Annotated in this window: 17 protein-coding genes; 10 read left to right on the top strand and 7 right to left on the bottom strand. The window is 51.1% G+C overall.

The genetic code is table 11. The features are described from left to right. Positions 1-150: 150 nt before the first annotated feature. The 5 genes from H6G89_RS24005 to H6G89_RS23985 form a co-directional block, all read right to left on the bottom strand. Positions 151-1470, bottom strand: a complete 1320-nt coding sequence (locus H6G89_RS24005) for a DUF58 domain-containing protein (RefSeq protein WP_190511169.1) — start codon at positions 1468-1470, stop codon at positions 151-153. 13 nt (positions 1471-1483) lie between these two features. Continuing rightward, positions 1484-2431: an AAA family ATPase gene (locus H6G89_RS24000; protein WP_190511167.1), complete on the bottom strand. Its 948-nt coding sequence runs from the start codon at positions 2429-2431 to the stop codon at positions 1484-1486. Positions 2432-2671: 240 nt separating this feature from the next. Then, positions 2672-3802 carry a DUF4350 domain-containing protein gene (locus H6G89_RS23995; RefSeq protein WP_190511165.1) on the bottom strand — a complete coding sequence of 377 codons (1131 nt, stop codon included), beginning with the start codon at positions 3800-3802 and terminating at the stop codon, positions 2672-2674. Further along, positions 3799-4380, bottom strand: a complete 582-nt coding sequence (locus H6G89_RS23990; protein WP_190511164.1) for a DUF4129 domain-containing protein — start codon at positions 4378-4380, stop codon at positions 3799-3801. Before H6G89_RS23990 ends, H6G89_RS23995 begins: the two co-directional genes overlap by 4 nt. Positions 4381-4442: 62 nt before the next feature. Then, a complete protein-coding gene (locus tag H6G89_RS23985) occupies positions 4443-5147 on the bottom strand; it encodes a diacylglycerol/polyprenol kinase family protein (protein ID WP_190511306.1) in 705 nt (234 codons plus the stop codon). 258 nt (positions 5148-5405) lie between these two features. On the opposite strand from H6G89_RS23985, the gene H6G89_RS23980 reads away from it, so the two are divergent. The 6 genes from H6G89_RS23980 to H6G89_RS23955 all read left to right on the top strand — a co-directional run bounded on the left by H6G89_RS23980 (position 5406) and on the right by H6G89_RS23955 (position 13418). After that, positions 5406-7313: a serine/threonine-protein kinase gene (locus H6G89_RS23980; protein WP_190511162.1), complete on the top strand. Its 1908-nt coding sequence runs from the start codon at positions 5406-5408 to the stop codon at positions 7311-7313. 69 nt (positions 7314-7382) lie between these two features. After that, positions 7383-7820: a peroxiredoxin gene (locus H6G89_RS23975; RefSeq protein WP_190511160.1), complete on the top strand. Its 438-nt coding sequence runs from the start codon at positions 7383-7385 to the stop codon at positions 7818-7820. A 2-nt stretch (positions 7821-7822) separates the two neighbouring features. Next, positions 7823-8878 (top strand): dipeptide epimerase, encoded by a 1056-nt coding sequence (locus H6G89_RS23970; protein WP_190511158.1) that lies wholly within the window; start codon positions 7823-7825, stop codon positions 8876-8878. Between the two features lie 481 nt (positions 8879-9359). After that, a complete protein-coding gene (locus H6G89_RS23965) occupies positions 9360-10400 on the top strand; it encodes a DUF1611 domain-containing protein (RefSeq protein WP_190511156.1) in 1041 nt (346 codons plus the stop codon). A gap of 524 nt (positions 10401-10924) precedes the next feature. Then, a complete protein-coding gene (locus H6G89_RS23960) occupies positions 10925-12763 on the top strand; it encodes an ABC transporter ATP-binding protein (protein ID WP_190511154.1) in 1839 nt (612 codons plus the stop codon). Positions 12764-12875: 112 nt separating this feature from the next. Next, positions 12876-13418, top strand: coding sequence for a Uma2 family endonuclease (locus H6G89_RS23955; RefSeq protein WP_190511151.1), 543 nt, complete (start codon positions 12876-12878; stop codon positions 13416-13418). A gap of 3 nt (positions 13419-13421) precedes the next feature. Here the strand turns inward: H6G89_RS23955 and H6G89_RS23950 are convergent, their stop codons facing one another. Continuing rightward, positions 13422-15731 carry a hypothetical protein gene (locus H6G89_RS23950; RefSeq protein WP_190511149.1) on the bottom strand — a complete coding sequence of 770 codons (2310 nt, stop codon included), beginning with the start codon at positions 15729-15731 and terminating at the stop codon, positions 13422-13424. A 217-nt stretch (positions 15732-15948) separates the two neighbouring features. Here H6G89_RS23950 and H6G89_RS23945 point away from each other — a divergent pair, with 217 nt between their 5' ends. From H6G89_RS23945 to H6G89_RS23925, 4 genes are all read left to right on the top strand, one after another. Then, positions 15949-16623: a HEAT repeat domain-containing protein gene (locus tag H6G89_RS23945; protein WP_190511148.1), complete on the top strand. Its 675-nt coding sequence runs from the start codon at positions 15949-15951 to the stop codon at positions 16621-16623. 623 nt (positions 16624-17246) lie between these two features. Next, positions 17247-19697, top strand: coding sequence for a serine/threonine-protein kinase (locus H6G89_RS23940; RefSeq protein ID WP_190511146.1), 2451 nt, complete (start codon positions 17247-17249; stop codon positions 19695-19697). A 341-nt stretch (positions 19698-20038) separates the two neighbouring features. Next, a complete protein-coding gene (locus tag H6G89_RS34540; RefSeq protein ID WP_199336902.1) occupies positions 20039-21556 on the top strand; it encodes a FecR family protein in 1518 nt (505 codons plus the stop codon). An 81-nt stretch (positions 21557-21637) separates the two neighbouring features. Beyond that, positions 21638-22807 (top strand): hypothetical protein, encoded by a 1170-nt coding sequence (locus tag H6G89_RS23925; RefSeq protein WP_190511144.1) that lies wholly within the window; start codon positions 21638-21640, stop codon positions 22805-22807. Here the strand turns inward: H6G89_RS23925 and H6G89_RS23920 are convergent. Next, positions 22804-23706 carry a S66 peptidase family protein gene (locus H6G89_RS23920; protein WP_190511304.1) on the bottom strand — a complete coding sequence of 301 codons (903 nt, stop codon included), beginning with the start codon at positions 23704-23706 and terminating at the stop codon, positions 22804-22806. The two genes, H6G89_RS23925 and H6G89_RS23920, sit on opposite strands and share 4 nt — an antisense overlap. Positions 23707-23878: the final 172 nt, after the last annotated feature.

Below are 23878 nucleotides of genomic sequence, written 5' to 3'. Positions count from 1 at the left end.
CACTCAACAGGACAGACGCGATTAATCGCGTCTCTCTCAGCAGGACTCAAATTCAATGTCCTAATGGTTTTGGCGATCGCTATAATGTTTGATTGTGGCAGAAGAGGGTTACCTGTGTACTCCCACTCCCCACTCCCCATTCCCCACGCCCTACAACTGGCTTTTTGCCTTGATCTGCAAATACCGATCGACCAGTTGCTCTGAAATCTGATTAGCAGGCGCATCCAGCACCAGTGCCCCCCGTTGTTTTAACAGTGCAAAAGCGGTTTGGCGTTGGGCAATCAAATCGAGGGCAACCGCACGAGCATAGGTTGAGGGGATATCTTCTGTGAGGGCATGTGCCTGTCGATCAACCTCCGGGTCGCGCAGGGTGACACAAAATGGTAAGTACCGAGGGGCAAGCCGTCCCAGAGCCGCTAACAACTCTGCTGAGGCAGTGACATCGACAATATCGGTAATCATCACCACCAGTGCCCGACGAGTTTGTTGATTTACCAGCGAGGTCACCGCTCCAAAATAATCCGGTTCCACCAACTCTGGCTGAATCGGGGTCAGTCGTTCGATCAGCTTCGAGAGTTGTAGCTGTCCCCGTTCTGGTGGAAGCCAGGTATGAATCTGACGATCGAACACTGCCACTCCAACGCGATCGCCCCGATTCAGCCCTGCCATTGCCAACGACAACGTTGCATTCAGCCCCCAATCAAACCGAGATAAGCCCTGCACTTGAGCCGTCATCAACCGTCCGCGATCGAGCAAAATCAGGAGGGTTTGTTCCTGTTCGGGTTCTAGCACCCGAATCAGAGGACGACTCCGACGGGCGGTCGCCTTCCAGTCAATCAAACGGGGATCATCCCCTGTCGCATATTCGCGCAACTCGGCAAACTCAGTCCCAATACCCAAGCGACGCGCCTGCCGCATCGCGCCTGCCGTTTGCAATGTCAGCCGAATCGATAATGCCCGCAGCCCAATCAGATCGGGGTAAACGGCTACCGTTTGAGCTTGAGGCACTGTCCAGTCATGCCACGCCAGACGCCAGGGCCCCAACTGCCGAATTTGGATATCACCCCACTGATATTCACCGCGCTTGGTGGGATGCACCGTATAGCTCAAGTCGGCTGTGCTGTTGGGTTCTATCCTGGCTTGCAATTGCGACGTCGAGGCGGCGATCGCCAGGGGGTGATAGTCTCGAATCTGCACCTGAGCCGCGTGCTGACCCGTTTGCACTGACAGCATCACCGGATTATCTCGCCCAATCGACAGGCGGTGTAAGGGGTGGCGATGAATCTGGACTCGTTGCCCTCTGACACGGCTACTGTCAACCGCCACCAACACCAACACCACCGCATCAAACGCCACGATCGCCAGCATTGAGGCAATGATTTGTGTCTCTGCTTGCCAAAACAGCGAAAACAGGGGGGCGATCGCCATTCCCAGCAACAACAGACCGTAGGCACGTCGGGATGGAAGCATACTGGAACAACTCCTATCGCGGCACTGGTACCTGATTTAACAGCGACCCCACAACAGCATCAACCCTCAACCCATCCAGTTGAGCCTCAGGGCGCAGGATCAAACGGTGTCGCAACAGAGGAGGAGCAACCGCTTTCACATCGTCTGGGGTGACATAATCGCGGTTAGAGAGCCATGCATGCGCTTTGCTGGTCTGCAACCATGCCACTGCCGATCGCGGTGAAGCCCCCAACGCCAGGTCTTGATGTTGACGGGTACGCTGCACCAACGCCAGCACATAATCCAACACGTTGTCTTGCACCCGCACTGCTTGAATGGCGCGTCGAGCTTGCAAAATTTCTTCGACGGTTGCCAACGGTTTGAGTTGAGCCAGATCAAGCCGTTTTGCCTGAAACCCTGCCTGACTATTGAGCAGCATTTGCTTTTCGGCGGTCGTGTCGGGATAATCCACAAACAGCTTAAACAGGAAGCGATCGAGTTGTGCTTCGGGGAGGGGATAGGTGCCCTCAAATTCCAGAGAGTTTTGCGTGGCGATGACCCAAAAGAGTTGAGGCAGGGGCAAGCTCTCGCCATCCAGCGTAACTTGTTGTTCCTCCATGGCTTCTAGCAATGCCGCTTGAGTCTTGGGAGGGGTGCGGTTGATCTCATCCGCCAGGAGGATCTCGGTAAAAACTGGACCTTTTTTTAACGTAAAGCTGCGGGTATTGAGGTCAAAGATATTGGTTCCCAGGATATCGGCAGGCAGAATATCTGGGGTTAGCTGAATTCGTCGAAAGTCAGCCTGTACCAGACGAGCCATCACCTTGACCAGGAGGGTCTTTCCGGTTCCTGGCACTCCTTCTAAAATGACGTGTCCCCCCGTCAGCAGGGCAACCAGCAGTTGCTTAACCAAATCTGATTGCCCAACTACAACCTGATTGAGGGCTTGACTGAGGCGAGAAAAAATCGTGTTGTCGGTCATAAGGGAGTGGGGGAATGGGAATAGGGAGTGGGAAATGGTTTAACACTTTAGCAAGCGCAGTGACTGCAAGCTCACCCAGCAGACATAAAGCAGACCAACAGATATCGATAGGGCAGACATCGGTAGAGGATTTTGAGCAATGCTTACACCTGATCTATTTCACTGTTTTTTAGCGGAAATGGTTAAATCTGTATCCTTACTTTAAGGTGATTGTGACCTTTGATTTGCCTATGGGATTGCTCACGTTGGCAACTGGTGCCGCAGCGTTTGCAGTTTACCGATCCAGATTTTGAGGTCGGTTTCACTCAACCGACGTTTTTGCCAATAGGGTTGTAATGCCTGGTTGAGTTCGTTGGCAGGGCGACCCGTTTGAGCCGTCCAGGCATTCACCAACTGATCTGGATCCAGCAGCGTGTTCCCCAAACCAAGGGCATGTTGCACGCGCAGTTGTTCTTCTTTACCAATGACCTCCACAATGAATTCGCTGCTTTCCGCTTTTTGCAGCACGCCTGCCAGAGCTTCGATATAGGCTCGGCTATTGTTGATTTTGGGAGTCGTTAGCCGCAGGGGCAGACCAAAGCGTTGATTGCCCGCCCAAATCAGCACCACCACCAGAGCGATCGCCTGAAACAGGACTGGCAGCAGCGGTGTGTTTGCCAGGTATGCCCCCCAGGTTTGCCCAATCTCTTCCACAATCACATCGGCTTCCTTGTATCCATGCAGGTATTCGTCAATCCAGACGGTTGTGTTTCCCTCAGCGGTGGCAAGGTCTGCCAAAAATTTGAAATTACCGGGTTCGTCTTGATAGGCGTTTGCCGCCAAAAATGGGGTCGTCGTTGAGATGACCTCACCTTGATGGAGCGAGGTTTGCCACACCACCGCCCCAAAGGAGTCGCCCAATTGTTGTTGTTCCCCCTGTCGCAATTTGCGCCGCCGCCGAGTATCAACAGTGACGGCACCACCGGGACTGGGTTGGGTGCTCCTAAAATTTGCTGGAGTGACAGGTTCGCGAAAGCCCAGAATAATCAAGCGATTGCCCTGTTGCAGCCACTTCTCTGCATCAAAAATGGGGGCGAGGGGGTCAGTCGTGACTTGCACCAGCGTGACCGAGCCTTCGGGAAGTCCGCGCTTTTGCAGTTCCGCATCCAAGTCTTTATAGGGGCGTTCCCACCGCTCAACTGCAATGCCCTGTTGTTGCAAGTAGGCATACCACGCACCGTAACCATCGGGGGAACGGCTAAAGCTAGAACCGCTCGCCTGGGGCGTGCTGGGGGCAGCCAACACTGTGAGCAATAGGAGAGAGAGCAGGGCGATCGCCCCTAAAATGACCCAGCGATTTTTTAACCAGGCGATCGAAGGCGTTGTGTTCATTGGGTTTCAATCTCCCGATACGCCTGTTGACACCGTTCAAATGTGGCAGATGAGATCGCTGTGTTGTCGTCAAAACAAACCTGCTCGTGAGTTGAGATCAACACCTGATAAGGGGTAGGTTGGCTCAGGGTTTGCACTGCTTGCAGGTATTCGCCATCGGTGCGGCTTGCCTGTTGTGGCACCTGTTTTGTGTCATCTAACCGCTGCAACATCGCCATATACAACGCACGACAGGCTTGAGCGTAGTTACCCTGTCGCTGAAACGCCTGTGCCTGCCGCAACCAACCCGACACTGGTAAATTATCCTTAGGCTTGGTGCGCTGGCTCTCTACCCATGGTTGTGAGGCATTTAGATTTTGGAGCAACGCCTGCATAAACAACACCAGATACCACGACAACCAGGCAACGATCGCGATCGTCACTATCCAAAAAATGGTTTCTAAAGGCCAATTGGGAGCCGCCCCTGTCGGTAGATCGGGGGTATTAGAAAACTGCAACTCAAACCATTCCTGTACCCATCGCCCCATCTGCTGGAACTGCCAGGAAATACTATTCTTGTCAAACGAGCCTGCGGACATAACCACAACCGTTCCACTGGATGATTGCTTCTCAGCTTAGCAGCCGATTTTGAAAAATAGGGCTAAGCCAATGTGCTCAACCAGAACGCCAGTGCCGCACTGCCAACAGGCACCGTCAAATTATCCACACCATATTTTGAAAAGGCTTCTAACCCCGTTGCGGCGATCGCAATCACCCCAGCAACCATCCAGGTTTGCCAACCGCCCCCCTGAACGCTCGACAACAGCAACCCACTCACGATAAAACTGGCAACCCCCATGGTCAGAGAGCCTTCCCAGCTTTTTTGCATGTCCCACAATTTATAGAAGTGTTGCCCCCAACGCCGACCCACCAGTGCCGCCAGACCATCCCCCCAGGTCATCACCAAAATGCCCAAAACCGCATAGTGGGGCTGAGTATTCCAGAAATAGGCGATAAGAATACCAAAACTGACCGCATAGAAAAACGTGCCCAGACTCTTGCGACCGACACTATTGACACTGGGCAGAATGGGAACTCGGTAAGACAACAGGGCGATCGCACTAAACATCACCGATGCCGCCACTCCCAGCCATGCTGGAATCTGCAACCACCACGCCAGCAAAATAATATTGCCCACACCAATGTGAACGACTTTTCGCACCAGTTCCCCATCCCCTATCCCCAACCGATGCAGCACTTCCGCCGACAGCACCACAATGACCAACCATATGGCGACGACGATCAATTGCAGCCACAGGGGCGGCACTGACTCTAGCCAGGGAAAAGCAAGGGGCAAAGACAACATAGTCACAAAGGGCTTTCTCCCACTTTACAAGAGTTTGAACCGAGAGAGGAGGAGAAGGAAGAGGGAAGCAAGAAAAGAGAAGAGGGAAGCAAGAAAAGGGAGGGATAAGGGATGAACGATAAAGGATGAACGATAAAGGATGCAGGATAACGGGGATGGGCTGGTGTTATCGAAATCGTTGAAATTGGTATAACGAATCAAGGAGGTGTATCGTTAAGACAACTGACCACAGGCTGATCTGTCAAAGCGTTCCTCCCTATGAGCTACTGTCTCAACCTGGAGTGTCCCGCCCCTAACCAGCAAAAAACGCCAAATCCTCTAGAGGCAAAATTTTGCTCAAACTGTGGTGCAAAACTGTTGCTGAACGATCGCTATCGGGCACTTGAGGCGATCGGGCAGGGTGGGTTTGGGCGGACGTTTTTGGCAGTGGATGAGTTAAAGCCCTCCAAGCCTGCCTGTGTGATCAAACAGTTTTTTCGCCAAGAGCCAATTGAACCACCAGAGAAAGCAGCGGAGTTATTTCGGTTAGAGGCAGTGCGTCTAGAGGAGTTAGGACAGAACTCCCAAATTCCCACCCTGTTAGCCTACTTTGAGCAAGACCAGCAAAAGTATTTAGTTCAGGAGTTCATCAACGGTTGGAACTTAGAGCAAGAGTTACGGGAAACGGGGGGGTTTGACGAAGCTCAGGTGCGGCAGTTGCTTGCCGATCTGCTACCTGTCTTACAGTACATTCACCGCCATCAGGTGATTCATCGCGATATCAAGCCCGAAAATATCATTCGCCGATCGAGCGATCGCCGCTTTGTGTTGGTCGATTTTGGAGCCTCAAAACTGGTGAGCGAAACGCCTTCAGAACTGGGCACTAAAATTGGCAGTCCCGGTTACATCGCCCCAGAGCAGGCAGAAGGCAATGCCACCTTTGCCAGTGATCTATATAGTCTGGGAGCCACCTGTGTGCATCTCTTGACCGAGTTGCCACCCAGCGAAGTGCTAAATCCGCAACGACCCAACACCTGGAAACTTCATCTCAAACAACCCCTCACCAAGCTCTTTGAGGCAATGCTAGAGCAGATGTTGCAGGTTGATCTGCGACAACGGTATTCCTCAGTGGAGGCAATCTTGCAGGATCTAGAGCGAGTCCCGCTCTGGGATGACCTCTCTCGATCGCCCCTGTGGGATATCAACAGCGTTGGCACCTTGCCCACCTCGCCACGCACGCCCAAACCTGCTCCAACCGCTGCTCCATCAGTCCACCCCTCATCAGGCTGGGAGTGCGTTCACAGCTTCACGGCTCACGAGTCCTGGATTCGGACGATCGCCTTTAGCCCCGATGGCACAATTTTGGTGAGTGGTAGCGGAGATAAAACCATCAAACTTTGGTCAGTCGAAACAGCTGAACTGCGGCAGACCCTTCACGAACACAGCAGTTGGGTGCGGGCGATCGCCCTTAGCCCTGATGGTGCGACGTTAGCCACAGCAGCGAATGACAAAACAGTGTATCTGTGGGACTTCAAAACAGGTCAACTGCAAACTCGGCTCACGGGACACACTGACTGGGTCAGAGGAGTTGCCTTTACTGCGGATGGTAAAACCCTGATCACCGCCAGTCAAGACAAAACTGCTGTCGTATGGGATTGGGAGTTGGGGTTGCCCATCCAGACCTTAGCCGGGCACAGCCATTGGGTAGTGGCGATCGCCATCAGTCCTGACGGTCAAACCGTAGCCACCGCCAGTCGGGATGGCACGGTGAAACTGTGGCAGTGGCAAACGGGAACCTGCCGCTACACCCTGACTGGGCATAGTGCCGAGGTGTTAGCCGTGGCGGTGAGTCCTGATAACAACATGGTGGTGAGCAGTAGTGCCGACCACACCGTGCAACTGTGGGCATTGAGAACGGGCAAACATTTGCACACGATTACCGATCATACGAACGCTGTGAATTGCATTGCCTTTAGCCCCGACGGTAAGGTGTTAGCCACTGGAAGCAACGACCAGACGATTCGCCTGTGGAAAGCTAATAGTGGAAAAGCGATCGCCACCTTAACAGGCCACAACGGCTGGATCTGGTCGATCGCCTTTAGCCCTGACGGACAGACCCTCGCCAGCAGCAGTTGGGATGGAGTGATCAAAATCTGGCGACGTCGTCAGAAAACACCCCTCCAGTAACGCTAACGTTGCACCCAGAATTAGTATTACAATCTGTAACTGTATTTGAGATGGATGAAATAGGAATCTATGCCTCTCTCAGTTGGTACAAAAGCTCCAGATTTCACAGTCAAAGACACCAATGGCAACACCGTTAAGTTGTCTGATTACGCTGGCAAAACGGTCGTGCTCTATTTCTATCCCAAAGATGACACCCCCGGTTGCACCAAAGAAGCGTGCAGCTTCCGCGACTACTATGCCGACTATCAAGGCAAAGACATCACTGTGTTTGGAGTCAGCATGGATGATGAAGCCTCGCACCAACGCTTCACCGAAAAATTTAGCCTGCCCTTTCCGTTGCTGGCGGATGTCAACGGTGAATTGACCAAAGCCTATGATGTGGATGGCGGTGGTTACTCCAAGCGGGTCACCTATGTGATCGGTGGAGACGGCAGCATCATTAAGGTGTATAACTCCGTTAAAACCGAAACGCACGCCACCGATATCCTCGCAGATCTAAAGGTTTAGCATTGAAACTTCGAGTTGAGACGTTTACCGTTAACAAGCGATTTCCCCTAACCATTAGCCGGGGCACCACTGCCCAGACCACCAACGTCTGGCTGACGATCGCCCACGATGACATTGAGGGTTGGGGCGAAGCGTCTCCCTTTTCAGTCAGGGGAGAAGCACAAACCACAGAGGCGATCGCCCAGGTTCTCCAGACTGTCGCGCCTCAACTCGAAGCCTTCACTCCCTTTGATCAGCAGGCGATCGAGCAACACTTGCTGAAATTGCAAATTCCCTCAGCGGCTCGCACTGCCATCGACCTGGCACTTCACGATTGGTTGGGCAAGCGAGTCGATTTACCCCTGTGGAAGTTGTGGGGACTGGAGCGCGATCGCATTGTGCCTACCTCTGCCACTATCGGCATCAACTCCCCAGAAGCAGCACAGGAGCGGACTCGTCGCTGGCTGGAGGTTGCACCCTTCCGGGCAATCAAAGTGAAGTTGGGCAGTCCTGCTGGTATTGAGGCGGATCAAGCCATGCTCAAAGCTGTCCTCACAGAAGTCCCTCCAGACGCAAAAGTAAGCATCGATGCAAATGGCGGTTGGAGCCTGGAGGATGCCCTCTCGATGTCGCACTGGCTCGCGGAGCAGGGCGTAACCTACATCGAGCAACCCTTACCGGAGGGACAGGAACACGACCTGCCGACCCTCTACCGCGAATCACCCCTGCCAATCTTTGTGGATGAAAGCTGCTTCACCAGCGACGACATCCCAAAACTGGCAGATCGGGTGCATGGTATCAACATCAAATTAATGAAGTCGGGCGGATTGACCGAGGCAAGACGGATGATTGCAACGGCTCGTGCTCACGGCTTATACATTATGTTTGGCTGCTACTCCGACAGTGCCCTTTCCAACACAGCAGCGGCTCATCTTGCCCCCTTTGCCGACCACCTGGATTTAGATAGTCACCTAAATTTGATCGACGATCCGTTCACAGGTGCCACGTTAGAAAAGGGTTGCTTCGTGCCAACCGATTTACCCGGGCTAGGAGTGGTGAGAGGGAAGGATGAAGGATGAAGGATGAAGGATAAAGGATGAAGGATAAGAATGAAGAATAAGAATGAAGAATAAAGAATGAAGAACAAAAAAGGAAAAGAATGAATTAATTCTGATGTTTCATACCATTTCTATAGTTTTAGTGTTGCTGGCAGATATGATTCTCGAAACCTGACTATCGCTGTACAGGCGTTGCGCAAAATGCCCTTCCAAAATTTATCAGTTGCATCAGCACACCATTATCCGTTTTTCTTCTTATTCCATCCTTTTTATCCTTTAGCCTTTATCATTCATCCTTTTTATCCCTTAGCCTTTATCATTCATCCTTTTTATCCTTTAGCCTTTATCATTCATCCTTTTTATCCCTTAGCCTTTTCTTCCTCTTCTCTCTTCTTGTTTCCCTTACCTTTATCATTCATCCTTTTTATCCTTTAGCCTTTATCATTCATCCTTCTTTTCATCGTTCATCCTTTTTCCCCTTTTCTCTCTTCTTTTTTCTTATATGTTGACTGCCAACGATCGGGTTGCGATTCTACTGCATGAGGGGCTACAAAGCTCTAAAGGTAAAACGGGAATTTCCTTGCTGCGCTACAGCGACATTCCGATTGTGGCGGTGGTCGATCGCGAATCAATAGGGCGATCGCTTAAGGAACTCACGGGCATCGATCGCGATGTGCCCATCGTGGCATCGGTGGTAGATGCGTTGCCCTATCAACCCACAGTGTTGAGCATCGGCATTGCCCCCTCTGGCGGAGCGTTGCCAGAGGCATGGCGTCAGGAGGTAAAACAGGGCGTTGCGGCTGGATTGTCGGTGGTGAATGGGCTACATACGCCAATGGCGATCGCTCCTGATCTGGCTCCGTTGCTGAAACCGGGACAGTGGATCTGGGATGTGCGGCAGGAACCAAACGGGTTAACAGTGGGCAGTGCGAAGGCGCGATCGCTCTCCTGTTTGCGGGTGCTGACGGTGGGCACGGATATGAGCGTTGGCAAGATGTCTACCAGTTTGGAATTGAATCGGGCTGCCAGAGAACGGGGATTGCGATCGCAGTTCATCGCTACGGGGCAAACGGGACTCATGCTGGGGCATGATGGCATTCCCCTCGATGCGGTGCGGGTAGACTTTGCCGCAGGTGCAGTGGAACAGGTCGTGATGCGCCACGGGGATAACCACGACATTTTGTTTGTGGAAGGTCAGGGGGCGTTGATGAACCCTGCCTCAACTGCCACACTGCCCTTGCTGCGGGGCACTCAACCGACCCATCTCATCCTCGTACATCGTGCCGGACAAACCAGCATTTACAACTGCCCCGATGTGCCGATTCCGCCTCTGTCTAAAGTCATTCAAGTCTACGAAACCGTTGCAGAAGCAGGAGGTTCCTTTGCTCCCGCCAAAGTTGCGGCGATCGCTCTCAATACCTTTTCCCTCAGCGACACGGAAGCACAAGCGGCGATCGAGCGCGTCCAACTGGAAACAGGGCTACCCTGCACCGATCCCATTCGCTTTGATGCCGAGCCACTACTGGACGCAATTTTGATGTGAAGGGAATAAATTGAGTGATACCAAATTAAATTGTGATAAAGGTAGGTGTAAGCAGGGGTGGATTTTGCAGATCAGTTTTTGGGTTTGCCGTCAGTAAATAGCTAAACCCGCCCCTACGAGCATCCGCATTGACCCTGGAAACCATTCAAATATCCTCTGTTTTGTCACTGTGGTGATCCCAATCTGTAGAGTAAATTTCTTGTGATTGCTGTACCCCGGCTAAAGCTGACTCAATCTCAAAATTCCCCAAATTCAGCTACGTTATTACTTTGCAGATATTTGCAGAGGGTACGTGATCTTACGGGGAGCCATTTTGAAGGCTTAATGCAAGAGGCGATCGCCTCTTAATCTCAATCAGTAAGCAAGTTTGAGCCGAAATTGATCGTCTCAATCGGAGAATGTTTTTATGCTTTTAGAACCTTAGTCTATCCCAGGATAGATGACAGCCAGCGAATTTACGGATGACTTGCACCTTTACGTGATCAAGACTGACGAAGGTGTTTTGGAGTACATCGGATATCGTAATGGCTACTTTTCGTGACATCATTGGCTACTATCGTCCCTACTGGATTCCTGCTCTTGCCAGTACTTTAGGAATCAGTACATTTCAACTTCTTGATTTAGTTGCTCCTTACACAATGGGACAAATTCTCAATGTGCTATCTGGACAACCAATCGACGCATGGCTGCACTCTGTAGTCACTCAGCTAGCACAATGGACACATCATCCAGCAGATCGCTCTCTCACTCTCTATGTTTTGCTGGGACTGATCTTTTTCGTCACGGTTATTAAGGCTCCAATTCAACCCTGGATTAGCTCCTGGTTAAGCTGGAGTACAGCATTGCGAGCACGCCGAGATTACTTCCAAAAGTCTCTAGAAAAGCTATTGAGCTTACCCTTAAAGTTCTATGACGACCACAATTCAGGACGCATTTCAGGACGAATTACAAACGGCATTGTGAATCACACCTGGGCATTCGGTGAGATTGCTGGACAACTGATTCCCAAACTCATTCGTCTCGCCGGAATCTTCATCATCGTTTGTTTCATTGAATGGAGAATTGCGATCGTTCTACTTGCCTCATTTATCTTCATCCTCAGCATCAATCTGAGAGGGTTGCGATCGCTTGTGCAACAAGAAAAATGGATTGAGCGGTATCGCGAGAATACTGAAAGCCGCACTGCCGAGATTGTCACCAACATTAAAACGGTGAAAGCCTTTGCCACTGAAATGACCGAATTAAAACGGCAACAGCGACGAGTAAACCGTGAATTTAAGGTGCTGCAATATCGCGTTCACACAGGTTTTGTCAAACTCAACTGTCGGCAAAATACGCTCGTTCAACTCTGTGTGTTCTCGGTGTTGTCATTCACGCTGCTATCAGCTGTGCGAGGTGACATTTCCCTGGGACATTTCATTACAACCTTCACGATCGCCAACATGGCATACGCCGAACTGTCTCCTATTCACGGACTAACCGAAACGCTGGCACGCCGCTATCCACCAATGCTCCACTTCCACGAGTTGATGCAGCAACCTGCCGGGGTCGATTCGCCGCTAACCACAAGACGAAACAATGCCTCGAATGGGGTAATCGCTTTGCCCTCATCTCAACCCTATCGCTTCAGCGGCAAACTGCACTTCTGCAACGTCAGCTTTAGCTACGACGATCGCAACCTGGTGTTGCGGGATATCGAACTGCTGATCGAACCGTGCCAAACCGTCGCCATTGTAGGTCCATCTGGGTCAGGCAAATCAACTCTGATGAAACTGCTATTCCGCTATTTTGAGCCGACTTACGGCAAGATTTTGATGGATGGGGATGAGGTGCGATCGCTCGACGTTGGGGAATATCGTCGTCGGTTGGCGATCGTGCATCAAGACGTGGACGTGTTTAACGGAACGATTCTCGACAATCTCATGTATGGCAATTCCGGTGCTACCTTTGAGCAAGTTCGCGAAGCCTGCCGCATTGCTCAAGCCGATCGCTTCATTCAGCAACTTCCAGAGGGCTACTTTACGTCCGTTGGCGAACGGGGGGTGCGCTTGTCAGGAGGTCAACGACAACGCTTAGGCATCGCCCGCGCACTGCTGGTTGATCCAGATGTGTTGGTGTTTGACGAAGCCACCTCTAGCCTCGATTCTGAGTCAGAACGGGGGATTCAACGGGCTATGCGATCGATCCTCGGAACCCGCACGACGATCATCATCGCCCATCGCCTCAGTACCATTCGCGAAGCCGACAAGATCGTTGTACTAGATCAGGGGCGCATCGTTGAAGTCGGTACGCACGAGCAATTGTTAGACCAGCAAGGGCTATATGCTCACCTGCACATGCTTCAGACGTTGGAATCTGCGTAGTGTGAGGGAGTGGGGAGTAGGGAATGGGGAGTGGGGCAATATCTCGCTTATTAGCCCCTCACCCTTATCTCTGCTATAAAATTGAACCAAGTTCAACGTTAGTACTGCCATCATGAAGACACTGGCTAAATGGTCTGTAGATGACTATCACCGCATGGTTGAGGCGGGTATTTTGCAGGGTCGTCGTGTGGAATTGTTAGCGGGTGAAATTGTTGAGATGAGTCCAGAAACCCCATTGGACTACACCACCGCAAAACGAGGGGCTAAATATTTAGAAGAGTTGTTAGCGGGTAAAGCTGATGTTCGCTTTAACGGTCCCATCACTTTATCTAATTCGGAACCCGAACCAGATATTGCGATTGTTCGACTACCAGAATCAACCTATCGCGATCGCCATCCTTTTCCTCAAGACATCTTCTGGATTGTAGAAGTTGCTAAAACCAGTCTCAAGAAAGACCTGGAGTTGAAAGCAGCAATTTATGCAACAGCAGGAATTCAAGAATATTGGGTTTTAGAACACCTTGTTGCTAAACAGATAATTGTATTTAGACACCCTCAAGCCAATCAATACACCGAAGAACTGACACTCAAGGATGGAGGAATTACACCATTAGCTTTTGTAGATATTTCAGTTTCGGTTCAGCGATTGTTGTGATAGTCATCGATAACACTCTAATCGCCGCAACAACTGATTTCGAGTGGTTGCATTCTGGATCGATCGCGCCACTTGTACGGCTTGATTGTATTGCCTTGCCTGAGCATAGGTAAGCGCGATCGCCTCTAACAAACTGCCGCGATCGTTATCATCGTCCACCGTCAGTCCGGGAATGGGGTTGCCCTGTGCATCCTGATCCATTCGCACAACAATCGTTTTGGACTCCGAACCTGGAATGCTCTTAGCGATATCAAAAGCTTGCGCCAAAAGGCTTGTCGCTTGCGTTGGTTGAGCCGTTTGCAAATAGCGATCGGCAAGGGTAATTAAAAAGCGGGTTCTCATTTCGGGCAGATCGAGGGTTGTCGTTGCCTGCAAGGCCGCTTCATAAGATCCCGTTTGAATCGCTCGGTTCACAACCTCGCTCAAGCTATTGATGCGATCGCCCGTCTCTAACATGGCTTCGGCGGCATCTACCGCAGCGGTGTATTGTCTGGCGTTGAGGTATTGATTTACGATCTCGCGCAACACATGGCTGTTTGTGGAGGAGTCTGAGAGGAGTGCTGCTGAACTCAACGCCTCTGCTTGCAGGGCAGCAACTCGGTCAATCCATCCAGCGTTGGCATGTTGAATTGCGATCGCGGCTAATCCATCGGCTTTGCTGCCGGGGTTATCCAACTGGCGTACCTGTTCGATTGCTTGGGCGAGCAACCGTTCAGCCGCAGCAGTTTGGCGAGTTTGGGTATATTCTCCAGCAATCGCTGCCAGGGTGCGGATGCGATAGGGATACGCGCCATCGTTGGTGATCGATTCCACGACCTGCAACGCTGGCTCAAATTGTCCGGTTTTCGCATGATTCAGGGCGATCGCCTGATACGCCTGGTTCCTCAAATCGGGGAATTGTGGATCAATGGCTTCAGCTGCTTGCAACGCTATATCAAACCCTTGAGCCGCAGCCGCTTCACGGGCAATCCGTCCCATCAACTCAGCCCGATCTGAGGGAACCGCCATCCGATCAGCAGAAATAGCCTGCGCCACTTGCAACGTCATTGCATAATTGCCCTGTCGCAGATTGTCCTCAATCACCGCCTGAAACACACTACTCTGTTGCGACGTATCGCTGATCGTTTGAATCGCTTGAATGGCTTCCGCTAACGTAGCCGTTACCTGTTCCGCTTGATTAGCCGTGCTGTAATGGTTTGCGATCGCCACTAAGGTTTGGGCACGAATTGCGGCATCGGGGATGGTTTGAGCGACATCACGAGCGGCATCACGTTGCCCCACCTGAGCGTATTGCTGCACAACCTGCGCCATAACGTAAGAGTCATTATCCCCAACAGTGCGGCTTTGGGCGATCGCATCTGCAAACACCTGTTCGGCTTGCGCCACCTGTCCGGCTTGCGCCAACCCACCGGCAATATTTACCAATGTCAGAGCTTGTAACTCAGCCGTTTCAAGTATTTCGGCGATTTGTAAGGCACGGTCGAATTGGCTGGTTGCGACCAGGCGATCGCTCACCGATCGCAGGGCAGCATCCCGATAATAGGTCGCATTTTGAATGCTCTGAGCCGTTTGTAGTGCCTGTTCGACCTCTCCGGCAGACGCATAGGCAGTGGCGATCGCGGCGAGTACTTTGGCTTTGCGATTGGGGTCACGGTGGTTGATAGCGTTGGCAAGCTGACGAGACTGGTTTAGCAACGGCAGTGCCGTGTCAATCTGATCTATCGCAATGTAACCCTGAGCAATGCTAGTCAGGGCAACCGCTTTGAATTCCTCTCCGCGAATCGAGGTTGAGGCTTGCAGGGCTTGGCGCAAGGCAGCGATCGCCAGATCAGTCCGTTCAATGTCTTGATACAACGTAGCGATCGCCAAAAATGACCTGACTTTGGCAGCACTGTATCCCGTTGGCAAGCTTTGCACCGATCGCAGTGCCGGGGGTAGTGCCTCTCGCACGATGTCTAACCGTTCCATAGCCTGTGCCTGGTGGGCAACCTGCGCCAACAAACTGCTCTGTCCCGGAGCACTGACGATCAATTCTTCTGTCAAGTTGGCTCGAACGGTGGCATTGCGAGGGGTTTGGACGACGCGAAACGCCTGCATCATCATCAATGCCGCTTCTTCGACCTGGCGATCGCTGTGAGATACCCGTGAGGGGTCGCTGAGGGTTTGACGCACCTGCTCAATTAACGTTCTGGCAGAGGCTTCAGCTAAGGCATCGCGACTGATATCACACTGATTGGCAGTACTTTGTGCCAGTTGTATGTCAGAGTTGCCAGTCTGTGCAGCAAGAAGTGGCAAATTCAGGGAGTTCGCCATGACCAGAATGCCAACAGATGCTACAAATCTTTGCCAACTTGATTGATCCATATCTCACCAAACCTATCCCCCAATTCTTCCGAACGGGGGTTACAAAACAAATCTGTTCACGTTAAGCTCAACGACTCACTTATTCTAAGCTTCAAAATACAGGGTCGCGATCGCCCAACCGTCTATAATCAAGATAGGTAAATATAAAGTTATGTAAACAAAATTCATGATTCAACCCGATTTAGCACAGCTCGCTACTCAACTCGAAAGCCAGGATTCCAAAGACCGCATGTTGGCACTGGCTGCTTTGCGTGACGTCACAGCAGATGAGGCAGTGCCTTTAATCAAAAAAGTGTTAGACGATGACAATCTGCAAATTCGCTCAATGGCAGTGTTTGCGCTGGGCGTCAAGCAAACTGACGAATGTTATCCCATTCTGGTCAAGTTGCTGGAGACTGACCCCGACTATGGCATTCGCGCCGATGCGGCAGGGGCGTTGGGCTACCTGGAAGATCCCAGAGCACTGGAACCGCTGATTCGAGCGTTTTATGAGGACACCGATTGGCTCGTGCGTTTTAGTGCAGCGGTGGCATTGGGAAATTTGAAGGATTTACGGGCACGTGACGCTTTGATTAAAGCATTGGACAGTGATGAAGTGGTGTTGCATCAAGCCGCGATCGCCGCTCTGGGAGAACTCAAAGCCGTTGATGCCGTCGATCACATTCTGCGGTTTGCCCAATCCGAAGATTGGTTGGTGCGGCAACGACTGGCAGAGGCACTGGGGCATATGCCTTCGCCCAAAAGCATCTCAGCGTTGAAGTACCTGGAAAAAGACAGCAATTCTAACGTTGCCACGTCTGCGACTATTTCACTCAAACGATTAGAGGAACAGGCAAGTTAGAGAGTGGGGAATGGGGAGTAGGGAGTAGGGAGTAGGGGGTGAAAGACGAGTCTACATAAAGCGCGATCGCGTGTCCTAAGGTCTGAAAATTGGATAAGTTATCCCCATATGCGGCTTTTCTGAAACTTCCACCATCAAAGGTCTTGACCCAATCAGAAGCACCCGTACTTGGAACCGATGCGAAGCGCGCCTTTGGGTTAACCGAAACACCTTCTGCTAGGGGGTTTGGGGGAGGCAGTGGCGTCCCCCAATCGGGGGTTTGGGGGAGAATCCCCCAATGCCTGATTCTCGAACTCATTGTAGTAACCAAGTGTTTCGTTGACAAAGCAAAGATGTATGTACACCGTAGCCCACAGGAGTGGGAACTGAAACTCTTGGAAGCCCTTCTCCTACAGAAGAAGGGTTGGAATGAGGGCAAATTAGTTACACATCGCGTTAAGTTAGAGGTTGGGTAGGAGCAGGTTTTGCCGTCAAATCCATTGCAAGGTAAAGATGCGTCTACTAACCCTGCCCGTACCGTTTGCGGATATATTAAATCCACGATCCTGAAGGTACGGAATTTCAAGACTGATTTGTCAGAATGGGGAGCATCGGTTGTAGTTGACGAATAAACGATTCCAGCCATGAAACAAGAACCTGCTCCTGGTTCTGTCCGTAATGCTCAATCTGGCGATCGCTCCCAGTCCAATGACACAGAGGGAACGGTCACAAAACGATGGCTTAAAGAAGCCGATTGGGGGCGACTGGTTGGCTGGATTTGGGTGTTAGCCGCCGCGACAACCACAGGACTCAATATCGGGTTGGTGCAACTCCTGGAGCGGCAGGTGCAGACCATTTTTTTTGAATTGCGGGGACCCGTCACTCCACCGTCAGAGGTGGTGATTTTAGCGATTGATGAGGAGTCGCTGGCTCAAGGGGAGTTTTTTCGCTCTGATCCTCAACGTTATGCAACACTAGAGCCAATTCAAAGCTGGCCGTGGCAACGAACCGCCTATGCTACGGTGATTGACAAACTGATGGCCGCTGGAGCCAGGGCGGTAGGCGTTGATGTGATTTTTTCGACGCCCAGCATCTATGGCGAAGCCGACGATCAGCGATTGGCTCAGAGCTTACAGCGTCATGCCGGGCGAGTTGTATTGGCCGCTCAATATGCTGAAACAGAAACGCCGCAAGGCATCACAACCCAACTAACAGTCCCACTGCCAGAGTTTTGTGATGCTTCAAAATGCGCGGGCTTTATCAACTTTTTAATAGAACCAGATGGGCGGATTCATCGGTATGGCGATCGCTTTTTGACCCAGCTTTTAGAAAATGCGCCACCTGTACAGGCTGCTGTTTTAGAGCAGTTGCCATCGTTTGCATCGGCTACTTTGCAGTCTGCTCAGGTGCCTGTTGCGGCTCCCAAGGACAGCTCTATTTTTTTCTATGGGTCAGCTCAAAGCTTTGAGCATGTGCCATTTTGGTACGTTTTGGATGCGACAACCTGGGAAGACTATTTGCAATCGGGCGAGTATTTCAGAGACAAAATTGTTCTCATTGGTTCAACAGCTACCCTCCATCAAGATTTTCAAGCTGCTCCGTTTTCCAAAAGTGCGCTCTACCCCCAGGCGATGACTGGGGTTGAAGTTCACGCAAATGCGATCGCCAGTTTGCTAGAGGATAAATCTGTTCGAGAAGCCGTTCCACAAATTCAGTTACGCAGCGGGCTGGTGCTGGTAGGTCTAGTGCTGGCAACATGGCTTTTAACCCGCCCCCAAGCTCCCTTCCGTCGCCTGGGGTGGGCAGCGGCGATCGCGGCAGCCTGGTTGGGACTGAGCTACGGTCTATTTGTGCAGGCGCGATTGATTGTGCCAACAGCAGTTCCAGTAGGGGCGATCGTCCTCAGTGGGTTGTCGCAGCTTGTCGTGGGTACCATTCGAGAGCAAATTAGAAAACAGCGGCTTCGAGCAACGCTCAAGCTCTATATGACTTCACCCGTCGTGCAGGAGATCATTAGCCAGCAAGAGGATTTGCAAGATCTTCTACATCAGCGAGAATCAATTCTGGCGGGAAAAGTCTTAAGCGGACGCTATGAAATTGCCAAGGTGTTGGGGTCAGGCGGATTTAGCGAAACCTACATTGCAAAAGATTTACAGCGTCCTGGCAACCCGCTTTGCGTTGTTAAACAGTTGCGAGTCGTGAGTGATAACCCAAAAACCTTGAGGCTAGCTCGACGCCTGTTTATTACCGAAGCAGAAACCCTGGAACGTCTGGGGCAACACGACCAGATTCCCCAACTGCTAGCTACCTTTGAAGAAAATCATGAATTTTATCTGGTGCAGGAATTTATCGCAGGACACCCCCTGACCATTGAAATTGGACGACGACAATTGCCCTCTGAAACGCAGATTTTGCAAATTCTCTACGATTTGCTGGGGGTATTGGAATTTGTCCATCGTCAGGGTGTGATTCACCGTGACCTCAAACCCTCCAATATCATTCGACGACAAGCGGATGGCAGACTCGTTTTAATTGACTTTGGCATTGCCAAAAAAATTACAACTCAGTTGGCAGCAACCAACGAAAAACACAGTCAGTTTACGGTTTCAGTCGGCACACCGGGTTATATGCCAGGAGAACAATCTGCCGGATATCCTCAATTCAACAGCGACATTTATGCCTTGGGGATGATTTGCATCGAAGGGCTTACAGGTCGTCATCCCCATACCCTCAACCAGGACGCAAAGACTGGAACGATTTCCTGGAAAACTCCAGATCTGGTTATTTCTCCTGAGGTAGAAGCTGTGCTAACGCAGATGATACACCACGACTTTACCCAACGATATCCATCGGTGCAGGCTGTAAAAGCTGACCTTGCTTCACTGTTTAGTGCTTTAGCGATTCCTCAAAAAATGGCTGAGCTAGAGGATGACCTGTTGGCAGACGAAACACCCCTGACCGATGTCACGTTATCCAATGACACGGTCGCGTTACCCGAAGACTGGGTTGATCTGGATGATGCTGCGTTACCCGATGTCACTGTCACGTTACCCAAAGACTGGGTTGATCCGGGTAGTGAAGGTTCAGAGGGATAATCCGACATACGGTTGCGTTTGACTTTTCAGTTGAGCCAATATGATGGGATGTTGGTCATGCTGCTGGCTTCACCAGAGATCATGATCGGTTTGTAAGGGTAAATTGCAGGTTACTCCTGCTGTGTTTATCACAACTGCAAATTTTGATGGGTGTTGCTGGATAGATCGGCAGCTAATTAAGTCAGGTTGAGTCAGGACTCTAGCATCTACAAAAAATCGACAGAGAATTTTGAGATTTTTTGTGTTGGATTATAATCCGGATTGCTCAAGCGGGTGTCGGAAGAGCGGTTAAGCTAGATTCTTACTGATTTTAATGACAGCCTTTTTTAATTACAGCCTTTATGTTGCGCCAGACAACTGCCCTTATCACTACGGCTCTGTTAAGTACAGTGCTACTTGTTCAAGATGCCTACGCTCAAACTGCACTAAATCGTGCTGTAGTTGAGGCGTTGCAGAATCGAGTGCAAGTGTTACGGGAAAATCAGACCCCTCGTTTAGCCCGCCGTTCGGATGTGTTAACACCGGGAAACGGGATAGCTACTGCCCGCAACTCGTTTGCAGAATTGCGCTTTAACGATGGGTCTTTAGGTCGTTTGGGTGAACAGGTCGTTTTCTGGTTTACCGCAGGTAGTCGAAATTTTCGGCTCTCGAATGGCACAGTGTTGCTGCTTATTCCTCCTGGGCAGGGTAGGACTCACATTCGCACACCCAATGCAACGGCTGGCATTCAAGGTTCAGCGTTGTTTGTTCGCTACATTCCTGAAACTGACACCACGATCGTAGGGGCGTTGACCGACAGCGGCATTGAAATTTTTAACCGTGACGGTACACAGCAACAGTCGCTTAGAGGGGGGCAAATGGCTGTGGCGGTTGGCGATCGCATTGAACGCATCTACGATTTTGACTTAAACACTTTCTACGAGACTAGCCAGCTTGTTCGAGGACTGGCTCCTACGAATACCGCTCAACCAGTCCCATCCCCGTCTGAACAACCCTCTGAAGCGGCGACTGGACAACCGGATGAGGCGATCGCTCAAGTACAAGCTGAAATGCAGACAGCACTTCAGCAACAGGAATCTTTAGTCATTAGCGATGGCATTGAAAATCCGGCATTCGTCCGGCTCCCTGAAGCTGCATCTGATGACTTTCCAGATGCAACATTTACCGCCTTCCCAGATGACAGTCCAGCCCCCAACCCAGCCCTAACTGATTCTGCTTCACGCCGTGACGATAATGGTCGAAATGCAGCTGTCGAAAATCGTCAGGACACCCTGGGCATACAGTCGGGGTCGCAAAATCGTCTCGATCAAACCATTAATCGTGGCAATGGCAATGTTAACGGGCGCGTTAATCAACCTAGTAGTGGCAACGGCAACGGCAACGGCAATGGCAACGGACGACCTGACAATAGTAATGGCAACGGTAACGGCAACGGTAACGGCAACGGCAACGGCAACGGACGACCTGTTGTAGATCGGGATGATCGACCTGGCAACGGCAACGGTAACGGCAACGGCAATGGCAATGGCAATGGCAATGGCAATGGCAACGGTAACGGTAACGGCAACGGCAACGGCAACGGCAACGGCAACGGACGACCTGTTGTAGATCGGGATGATCGACCTGGCAACGGTAACGGCAACGGCAACGGCAACGGTAACGGTAACGGTAATGGACGACCTGTTGCAGATCGGGATGATGACGATGATGACCGACCTGGTAATGGCAACGGACGACCTGTTGCAGATCGGGATGACGATGATGATGATCGACCTGGCAACGGTAACGGCAATGGCAACGGCAACGGCAATGGCAATGGCAACAGACGACCTGTTGTAGATCGGGATGATGATGATTGATCCGGTAATGGCAATGGGCGATTTTTCAAGTAGATAGCGGCAGTCACAAGCAGCAACTTTCCCTTCTACCCTCAATGAAACGTGAATTGTACGAAAGGTTTGGTTGGTTATTCGATTCTCTGGATTGGTTTGCTACTCAGCGTTTCTGAAAATGCTGTCGCCAACCCGGCTATTCCCCTTAAGGTTGAGTCTCCCGATGCAACGGCATCTCAACCAAGCCCCGATCGCCCCTCAACCGCTCCTGTGGCTATGGCGATCGCCCCTATCAAAATCCCTTCTATGCCTCTGGAGCAGCAGGGTTTATCTGCTTCATCGCTCCAGACAACAGCAACTCCAAAAGAGCTTCCTGCGGCTCCTTATCCTGAAACTCCTGCCTTGCCGTCCGGTTATCCTGCAACGCTGCCCCTCGAAGATGAAACCCCTTCTAACCCGACTAGCGAGCCGGATGCAAGTACAGATGATTTAACTGAAACAGGCGACCCAGAACTGGGCATTTTGAGATTACGCGAACGGGAACTCACAATAGAACAAACCAACGAACCCAATGAAACTGTTTTTCTGCTGGGTGGCGTTAACTATTTAAGAAGTGACAACATTTTATTGGATGATTTTGATCCGGTTAATGATCAGCTGTTGAGTGCTGGCGCAACACTGTTAGCTGTTCCTAGTTTGGGTCCACAAACCCAAATGATTGCAGCCATCAATGGCAACCTGACGCGCTATAGCCGCTTACCTGAGCTAGATTACAATAACTTTGGTGTGCAAATTGGTGTTCAACAGCAGTTATTACCAAACACCTACGGTGAAATCAGTCTAAGCAATCAACAGTTCATTGATGCCAATTCAGGCGATCGCTTTTTAAACGATTATTCTGCTTGGTTCGTACTATCGCGGCGCGATCGCCTGAACTCTAATTTAACTCTCGATAGCTTCTATCAGTTACGTTTGCGTTTCACTGATCCAAGCGATCGCAGTCGGGTTGGTAATACGCTAGGAGTGTCACTCAATTATGATCTACCGCCCGATTTTAGTGTTGAATTAGACTATCAAATTGCTCTAACAGACTTTACACGTCAAGACCGCAATGATGTCTACCATCAGCTAACGACGGAACTCAACTACTACTTGTCTTCCAATACCCGCGCCAGCGTGTTTGGTGGGTTTAGCTTTGGTGACTCGTCTGATCCAGATATCAATTTCAACAGTTTTATTTTTGGGGCTTCCATCAATTTCAATCTGTCTCTTTTTTAGAAGGCAAAGGTAATTGCCCCTAACGTACCGCGATCGCCATCCAACTCTACTGGCACACCGACGGGTAACGCCGCATTTACCCCATCGTGACCAAAGGGCAACTCCGAGACAATCGGGATGCCCAGATCGGCGAGGCGATCGCGCAAGACTTCCTCAATCGTAAAGCTAGGAATGTTAGGCGGTGGGTCACACTGGCTAAACCGCCCTACAGCAATGCCTCGTATCTTGTGGAATATGCCCGTCATGCGCCACTGAGTCAACATGCGATCGATGCGATAGGGAGCTTCTGAGACATCCTCTAACGCCAAAATCACTCCCTCCAAATCAGGCTGAACCGCTGTATGGAGCAGGTGAGTCGCCACCGTAAGGTTAGCCGGAAGCAACAAACCCTGAGCAGTGCCACCACCCCATCCGACGCCTTGCAAGGCAGGGAGCGATCGCCCCTGCACCCAGTCAAACAACCGCTGCACTGACCAGTCCGGTTCCGCCGCTAAAGTTGTTAGCAATGGCGCATGAAGCCCGGAGATGCCCTGCCGACTCAAACCCCACAACAGACTGGTAATGTCTGAGAAACCAATCAACCACTTCGGTTCCGTCTCAACCCACTGCCACTCCTCCAGCAATCGCGCTCCGCCATAGCCCCCTCTGGCACAGAGGACTCCCCGACAGTCGGGGTTAGTCAAAGCCTTGTACAACTGCTGTCGCCGATGGTCATCCTTCCCTGCCAGATAACCCCAGCGATCGTCATAACCGGGACTCAGTTCAACCCGGTAGCCGTGCGATCGCCAAATTTCTACTCCTTTCGCAAAGGCAGTTTGTTCACGCAATGTGCCACTAGGCGCGATCACACACAACAAATCACCCGATTGCAGAGGAGTAGGGGGTTTACAGGGAAGCATGAAGGGAAAAAAGAAAAAAGAAGAGAGAAGAAGGAAAAAAGAAAAGGCGATCGTTAATTGTCGATAGTCAATGGTCAATTGTCATCTGTCATTCGTTGCTTGTCACTGTCTGTTACCTTTGACCGCTAATATCCCATCTGAATCGATAACCGCGACATCATACGGGGGGTTC

Source organism: Oscillatoria sp. FACHB-1407 (assembly GCF_014697545.1).
Lineage (GTDB): Bacteria > Cyanobacteriota > Cyanobacteriia > Elainellales > Elainellaceae > FACHB-1407.
Note: the sequence above shows the minus strand (reverse complement) of the source record. Positions and strands in the feature narration are given on the sequence as shown.

What these genes read in the sequence shown, in the direction of transcription:
- H6G89_RS24005 (WP_190511169.1), bottom strand. Translation starts at nt 1,470, where the DNA reads ATGCTTCCATCCCGACGTGCCTACGGTCTGTTGTTGCTGGGAATGGCG.
- H6G89_RS24000 (WP_190511167.1), bottom strand. Translation starts at nt 2,431, where the DNA reads ATGACCGACAACACGATTTTTTCTCGCCTCAGTCAAGCCCTCAATCAG.
- H6G89_RS23995 (WP_190511165.1), bottom strand. Translation starts at nt 3,802, where the DNA reads ATGAACACAACGCCTTCGATCGCCTGGTTAAAAAATCGCTGGGTCATT.
- H6G89_RS23990 (WP_190511164.1), bottom strand. Translation starts at nt 4,380, where the DNA reads ATGTCCGCAGGCTCGTTTGACAAGAATAGTATTTCCTGGCAGTTCCAG.
- H6G89_RS23985 (WP_190511306.1), bottom strand. Translation starts at nt 5,147, where the DNA reads ATGTTGTCTTTGCCCCTTGCTTTTCCCTGGCTAGAGTCAGTGCCGCCC.
- H6G89_RS23980 (WP_190511162.1), top strand. Translation starts at nt 5,406, where the DNA reads ATGAGCTACTGTCTCAACCTGGAGTGTCCCGCCCCTAACCAGCAAAAA.
- H6G89_RS23975 (WP_190511160.1), top strand. Translation starts at nt 7,383, where the DNA reads ATGCCTCTCTCAGTTGGTACAAAAGCTCCAGATTTCACAGTCAAAGAC.
- H6G89_RS23965 (WP_190511156.1), top strand. Translation starts at nt 9,360, where the DNA reads ATGTTGACTGCCAACGATCGGGTTGCGATTCTACTGCATGAGGGGCTA.
- H6G89_RS23960 (WP_190511154.1), top strand. Translation starts at nt 10,925, where the DNA reads ATGGCTACTTTTCGTGACATCATTGGCTACTATCGTCCCTACTGGATT.
- H6G89_RS23955 (WP_190511151.1), top strand. Translation starts at nt 12,876, where the DNA reads ATGAAGACACTGGCTAAATGGTCTGTAGATGACTATCACCGCATGGTT.
- H6G89_RS23950 (WP_190511149.1), bottom strand. Translation starts at nt 15,731, where the DNA reads ATGGCGAACTCCCTGAATTTGCCACTTCTTGCTGCACAGACTGGCAAC.
- H6G89_RS23945 (WP_190511148.1), top strand. Translation starts at nt 15,949, where the DNA reads ATGATTCAACCCGATTTAGCACAGCTCGCTACTCAACTCGAAAGCCAG.
- H6G89_RS23940 (WP_190511146.1), top strand. Translation starts at nt 17,247, where the DNA reads ATGAAACAAGAACCTGCTCCTGGTTCTGTCCGTAATGCTCAATCTGGC.
- H6G89_RS34540 (WP_199336902.1), top strand. Translation starts at nt 20,039, where the DNA reads ATGTTGCGCCAGACAACTGCCCTTATCACTACGGCTCTGTTAAGTACA.
- H6G89_RS23920 (WP_190511304.1), bottom strand. Translation starts at nt 23,706, where the DNA reads ATGCTTCCCTGTAAACCCCCTACTCCTCTGCAATCGGGTGATTTGTTG.